Annotated in this window: 3 protein-coding genes; 1 reads left to right on the forward strand and 2 read right to left on the reverse strand. The window is 44.7% G+C overall.

The features are described 5' to 3' along the window. On the forward strand, positions 1 to 234 hold a 234-nt coding region (gene dksA, locus B3M51_RS01220), incomplete at its 5' end, for an RNA polymerase-binding protein DksA (protein WP_292756275.1). An 80-nt stretch (positions 235 to 314) separates the two neighbouring features. Here the strand turns inward: dksA and B3M51_RS01225 are convergent. Together B3M51_RS01225 and B3M51_RS01230 are read right to left on the reverse strand one after the other, a co-directional pair. Next, positions 315 to 4,370: a translocation/assembly module TamB domain-containing protein gene (locus tag B3M51_RS01225; protein WP_292756277.1), complete on the reverse strand. Its 4,056-nt coding sequence runs from the start codon at positions 4,368 to 4,370 to the stop codon at positions 315 to 317. Continuing rightward, the gene (locus tag B3M51_RS01230) at positions 4,367 to 6,058 is read right to left on the reverse strand and encodes an autotransporter assembly complex protein TamA (RefSeq protein WP_292756279.1); all 1,692 of its coding nucleotides are present in this window, start codon (positions 6,056 to 6,058) and stop codon (positions 4,367 to 4,369) included. Before B3M51_RS01230 ends, B3M51_RS01225 begins: the two co-directional genes overlap by 4 nt. Positions 6,059 to 6,391 lie beyond the last annotated feature (333 nt).

Consider the following 6,391-nt stretch of genomic DNA (forward strand, 5'->3'; position numbering starts at 1 on the left):
GATCGTGCCACTCAGGAAGAAGAGTTCACTCTTGAACTGCGTACCAGAGATCGTGAACGTAAACTGATCAAAAAGATTGAAGAATCATTGATCGACCTTGAAAAAGGTGATTACGGCTTCTGTGAATCATGTGGCGTAGATATCGGCATTCGCCGTTTGGAAGCTCGTCCAACAGCGACACTTTGTATCGATTGCAAAACACTGGATGAAATCCGCGAAAAGAACCGTGCCTGATTTTATCTGACGACTCACCTCATACGTGATGAAAAGGTAGGTCCTGAAAGCCCTGTGATGGCCATCATCACAGGGCTTTTTTATCGTTCGTAGATATACAGTAGGTCCACGCCACTCTGTGTGCCTGACTCGGCTTGCAAGGTCCAGATTTTACTTAATGTATAACGCAATTGAACGGTGCTTACCGGCTCAAAAATACCAATGCCATAGCCTAAATAAAGTTTAGGCGACAGGTATTTGCCAATTTGCACAGCAGCGTTATCCGGGCTTTCTCCAGTGAACTCAACGGTATCCAGCCCAAAGGTACTGGCAATCTTTTCACTCACTGCATTACCATTGGAAATCCCCAGATTGGTGGCCGCTGACGCCAGCATTGCCGCATCAGTAGCACTCGCCTGCCCTAGTGGACGTCCCAGCACAATATACGACAGTACATCTTCCTGGCTCATAGATGGGTTAGAAAACAATGTGGCTTGCGGATTGTTGGCTGGTCCGGTGATATGAATTCCAGCTTCATAATCCGTGCCTTTGCGAACTGCTTTAATATCCAGATCAGGGTTATCAATGGCCGTTCCTGCAAATCGTACTTTGCCGATATTGATTTTTAATTCGCGACCATAGGCAGCATAAATACCGTCATGAACGGTAATTTCGCCATCACCTAATAACAGCTCGCCGGCTTCGCCATAAATACGTAAGTCACCCGCCAGACGACCGTTAAAACCGAGGGCACGAATCAAGACGTTTTCACCCAGTTCAACCGTCACATCAACATCAGTTGCTAAACGCATTTTCTCTTCTGACGTATCCTGTCCAACCACGACAACATCCGGGCTGGCTGAAACAGTGGTATTAAAATCCATTGGTGCCAGATCAGCAGTAGGTATTTTTACTTTACCGCTAATTTTGGCGGTTTCAGGAGTAATCCTTAATGTTAAATCCGGAGAGGCAATCACATAGGCCTCAGGCAGATTCATTAGCTCTAATTTGTCCCCCTTAATCGTCGCGTCCAGCAACCAATCAGAATCGGTCATAGTGAAGTCACCAGCCATCTCCAACTGACCTTCTGCAGACTGAGCCTGTAATAATATTTTTAAGCCGGATAAAGGATCACCATTAATGTCGGCATTAATTTCCGACAGGGTAATCCCCATATCGACCAGAAATATCTGTCCATCACGCAAACTGATAGCAGTCGTCAATTCAGGCTGATTGAAAGTGCCCTCCATATCGACATGAAGTTCCAGTTTGCCTGCCAGTTCATCGAAAGCCAGTGTTTCGAGATTTAATGAAGCAAGGTCTTCGATAGAATTCTGCACTTGCAACGTGACTGGGGTATCCAGAGGTGCTGCCATCACAGTTTTTGCTGGTGCGGTTTGCAATCTGGCTTCAATAGGTTCCACCCCAGCAATGTCAGGCTCAATAGTGATGGCAACCATACTTTCTTCTGCCGTCAGCTGATAGCGTAGATCAACTGTATTAAAGGCAATCGGTTGCTGCTGGCTTATACCTTCAGACTGCATTTTTAATGTGCCATCATTCAGCGATAAATTACCCGTCCCGGTAATATCTCCCTCGGTTTGCATTGCTAATTGGACTTTACCGGAAACTTCACCAGATAATGCAGCGTAGTTCTCTATCAGAGGTTTGAAAGTCGCCACCGACAATTGATTTATTTCAATTAATGTTTGTGCACCTTCTGCTGTGTTTTCACCCTGTAAACAAAGCTGTGCCTGCTCAGAGGATTGCCAGCAGTGTTGTGAAATAATTTGTTTATCGGCTGATAATTGAATTGCACCCGGCTCACTTAATTGCCAGCTGCCAGCTATATCATTTGTAACGGTCATTGATTGCAATTGTCCAGACCATTGGTCATCTTCATCCAGGCTGCCCTGCAACAGGCTGGATAATGTCGCCATTTCCGATTGTATCTCCAGCGCCAGTTGATGCTGGTCACGCTTGCCATTCAGGCTCAAATCAATGGAGTCGATATTCTGCTGTGCAATCGTAATTGCCGTGGATTGAATATTAATTTTACTTTGCTGATTATCCGTCAGATCCACCTGAGCATCTGCTGAAATAGATCCTACAGTCAGTTCATCTGCCCAACGGATAGCTGAACCGTCCAGATTGGCATTTAATTTCAATTTGGCCAGCTCACCGTAAAGTTGCCCTTCTCCACGCAGTGTGCCAAATAATTCGGGATGAAAATCCTGCAGATTCGGGGATGACAAACTCCAACTCAGGTCTAGTCGTTTTTTTACTTTGCCATTCAATGACAATTGCGAATCCCCCAGATTCAACTGCAGATTTTCGATATCGATATCGGTATTTACCGCTTGCAGGTTACTGTCCAGTGAGAAATTACGATCACGTAACACACCATTTAAATGTAATTCCTGCACACTGGCATGAAACTCGTTTTCACCTTTATCCTGAAACGTTACCTGCGCCTGACCACTAATCAGCCCAGGCCACTCTGCAGCGAAGGCAGCAGGATCAAGCTGTCTCAATGTCAGTTTGCCATCAACCGCAAGCTTTTCTTTCCAATTAATGCGACCACTGAATCCTGCCCCGCCATCAGCTATTTTGGTATCGGCCCGTACATCCGTTATTCCTGCTTCTGGGCTATTTGCCACCAAATTAAGAATGAGCGGAATCTCATTCACAATAAAATCCGAGTCGACTGTTAAATTGAAAAGCTGTTTCTTTCCATCAAGCTTAAATTGCCCTGTATAACTTTCTACCGGCACGCCGGTTAAACTGGCAGGAAGCTGCAGATTTTTCCATTCGCCATCCAGTTGATAAGCTAACTCTGGCTGCCAGCTCAAATCACCACTGACATCCAGTTGGCCTAACGCCGACTTGATTTCAAGAGAATTAACCGAGGCCTTTTGCATATCTCCACGTAAGTATGAAGTTATATTCCATTCCTGTTCCATCGCCTGCAAAGAACTACTGACGATTAAACGATAGTCCTGCAAAGTACCATCAACAGACAATTCACCTGAAGCCTTGCCAACCAGCAGTTCAGTATCTGTCTGCCAGGGCCATTGTAATTCTGACCAGCTGCCATCAATGGAAAAAACACTTTCCGTGGGATCTTCTGTGATGAAGATGTTTCCATGCAATTCGGCAAAACTGTTCTGACTGATTGCCGTCATCAGATCTACCCGCCAACTTTGCAAATCATTGGAATTGACACTTAAACTGGCCGCTACAGGTGGATTTAATGTCTCAGATCCCTGCAACTGAAAGTCGAGTTCTGCCTTGGCACTCTCCAATGTACCTTGGGCATTCAGATTTAACGCTGTCAGATCACCAATTTCATTTTTCAGGATCCGTGATAATGGCAGCGTTCCACTTTCAGCCGTCAATCGCCAATCCAAATCATCAAGAATATTACGTACCATCAAGGTTTGCTCGGAAGCGAACGGTTCGCCCAGCTGCTGACGTAACGTCATTTGCTGCAAATCACCGGTAATTGTCCCGGTAGCAGAAATAAGCCCTAATTCCGGATCATTAAGACGGGCGCCATAGTTCAGATTGGTAGCATGTGGAGAGCTCAGATTGACATCGCCGAGCAGGGTAAACGCAAGAATATTCCGATTCAGACGTAATGATGAAATGATTAACCGATCGTAATTCACCCGTAAAGAGGTATCAAAACGATCGAACAATGGCGTTATATCGCCTTGAGGACTAAGCATTTCTGCATGTGTTATTCGGAAAGAACGTAAATGAATTGCCAATGGAATACTGATATCCGGCACCGTAAAGTCTTCATCCACGATAACTTCTTCATCCAGCCCATCTTTTTGTTTAATTTGTAGCCGGTCGATATGTAATTGGTTAATAATCAAACGGGTGGAAAGCAGCGACCATAACTGCCAGCGGGCATCAATACTTTTTATATAAAACGCATCACCCTCTTCAGGTTCATACGCGACACCTTGCAGATAAATGCCGTCATAAAGGCGGCCACTCGCTTCATCAATTGACAGTGCTGGAAGAGATTGCTGAGTGAAATTGAGTGCGGTGTTAAAGCCGGACTTTGTCATCAATAACCAATACATTGCTGCTGGAACTACCAGTAGCAATACGATTGCGATTATCCATAATGCGCGTTTTATCACAAATCAGGTCCTATCACGATATGCAAACCGAAAGGCTTGTCTTCATCTGAAATCCCGTTGGCTATATCAACCCGAATCAAGCCAACTGGTGAACGCCAGCGAATGCCCACACCCACACTATACTCTATTGGATCAGACCAACTATTGAATGCGTTACCAAAATCAGTAAATATTGCTGCGCCCCAGTTTTTAACAAACATATGTTCATATTCGACACTCCCTACTGCCAGATAACGCCCCCCAATGACTTCATCCAGGTCATTTTCCGGACCCAATGACTCATAATCAAAACCACGAATGCTGTTATCACCACCGGCAAAGAAACGTAAAGAGCTGGGTAGTTTTGAAAAGTCACTAACTTCTGTTGCACCAACAGTCGCACGGGTGATAATTCGGTTTGACTCACCAAAACCCTGAATATATTTACCACGGACGACGACCTGACTAAAACTGATATCAGATAAAATACCTTCAGCGGCACCACTTAGTTCCAAACTGACCCGTCCACCCTGGCGGGTATAGAGTGTGTCATCTGCCCAGGTTCTTGCATAAGCAATACCTGGAATCAGTAATGATGTGGAAGCTGATTCGTCAGACACATCAAAACTTTCATTTAAAAACTTGATGCTACCAGTTTCTTCCCAGCCCCAACGCATGCGGTTGTAATAACTCCCAACAGCAACTGAGCGACTTTCACTTGTATCGGTATCTTCTTGTTTATATTCAGTATTGAAACCGACCGTATCAATATTTTCACTCCAGAATGGCATCTTGTAGTCTGCACCGACCCGAGTGGCAATCTGCGATAGACGACTTTCAACCGAAAGTCTGTGTCCGCGATCATTCACATACCTGTTCTGCCAGCCCAGACTCATTCTGGCGCCTGTATCTGTTCCATATCCGATACCTGCACTATAGCGATGCTTCAGATTTTCATTCAACGAAACTTCTATCGGCACCTCTGCATTTTCACGCGCAGATGTCATCGCCTGGGCTGAGACTGTTGCAAAGTAACCGCTGTTTTGTAAATTATTTCGCAGCGTGAGTAATTTATTGGCATCGAACGGTTCACCGGGTTCGATCGGTGTCATTGCCTCAAGTAGATTTGCATTGACAACGGTATCGGGAAAATCAATATCACCAAACCGATAGCGTTGCTTTGAGTCATATACCAGACAAATATCGGCAGCTTCGGCTTCTATATCGACACTGACTTTGCTGCAGGTAAACACACCATCAAAATACCCACGCTCAGCCGCAAGTCTCAAAAAGGTTTTTTTGGTATTTTCGTAACTTTGATGATCAAAATGGTCTCCGACCTTCAGAGGCAGTTTGTTGAGCATTTTGGTAAATGCTGGATCCGTCTTGGCATCCCCCTTCACTTCGGCATCAATTTGGTGAATGATAATTGGCTCACCCAGGTCAATTTTATATTGGGCTAACCAGTTATTTTCATCTGTTTCAGTTAACTCGGCTGTAATTTCAGGTGAATAATAACCATAGACGGTAAGCATGTGCTTCAATTCATCAACGGCCTGTTCATGTAATCGTTGAACACTGCGGGAATCCAATCGGGGACTGTTTTTTTGACGATTGATGCTCAAACCATTTACCAGAGTTTCACTCCAGTCCTTTTCTATACCCTCAAGCTCGATCTCGATATTTTTTTCGGTGTCAGCCCAAACCATAAAGGATTGAAATAAACAGAAAAAAAACACCAGGATGATTCTGCTAGAGAAAAGTTTCGGGCATAACGGCATAGAGTCTCTGTCATGATTTACGAAGAATTTATAAGTGAATGCATCTGATTACTGACATTCATTATGACAGTTTCAACGCGACAGCGTTCTTAACTCAGGTTATTAGGGCTTGTTGATCTTTCATATCCACCACTGCTGGCGGCTATTTTTGTGTCCGACAAGGCGGAAAGCACGGCGTGTAGCCTTCCTACATAAGTTATTGACAAATGAGTCTGGAACTCATTTGAACAGCTTTGCTGGCCGCGTAGCGGTGAAATACAG

Origin of the sequence: Methylophaga sp. UBA2689 (genome assembly GCA_002354555.1) — a bacterium.
GTDB lineage: Bacteria > Pseudomonadota > Gammaproteobacteria > Nitrosococcales > Methylophagaceae > Methylophaga.

What these genes read in the sequence shown, in the direction of transcription:
- B3M51_RS01230 (WP_292756279.1), bottom strand. Translation starts at nt 6,058, where the DNA reads ATGGTTTGGGCTGACACCGAAAAAAATATCGAGATCGAGCTTGAGGGT.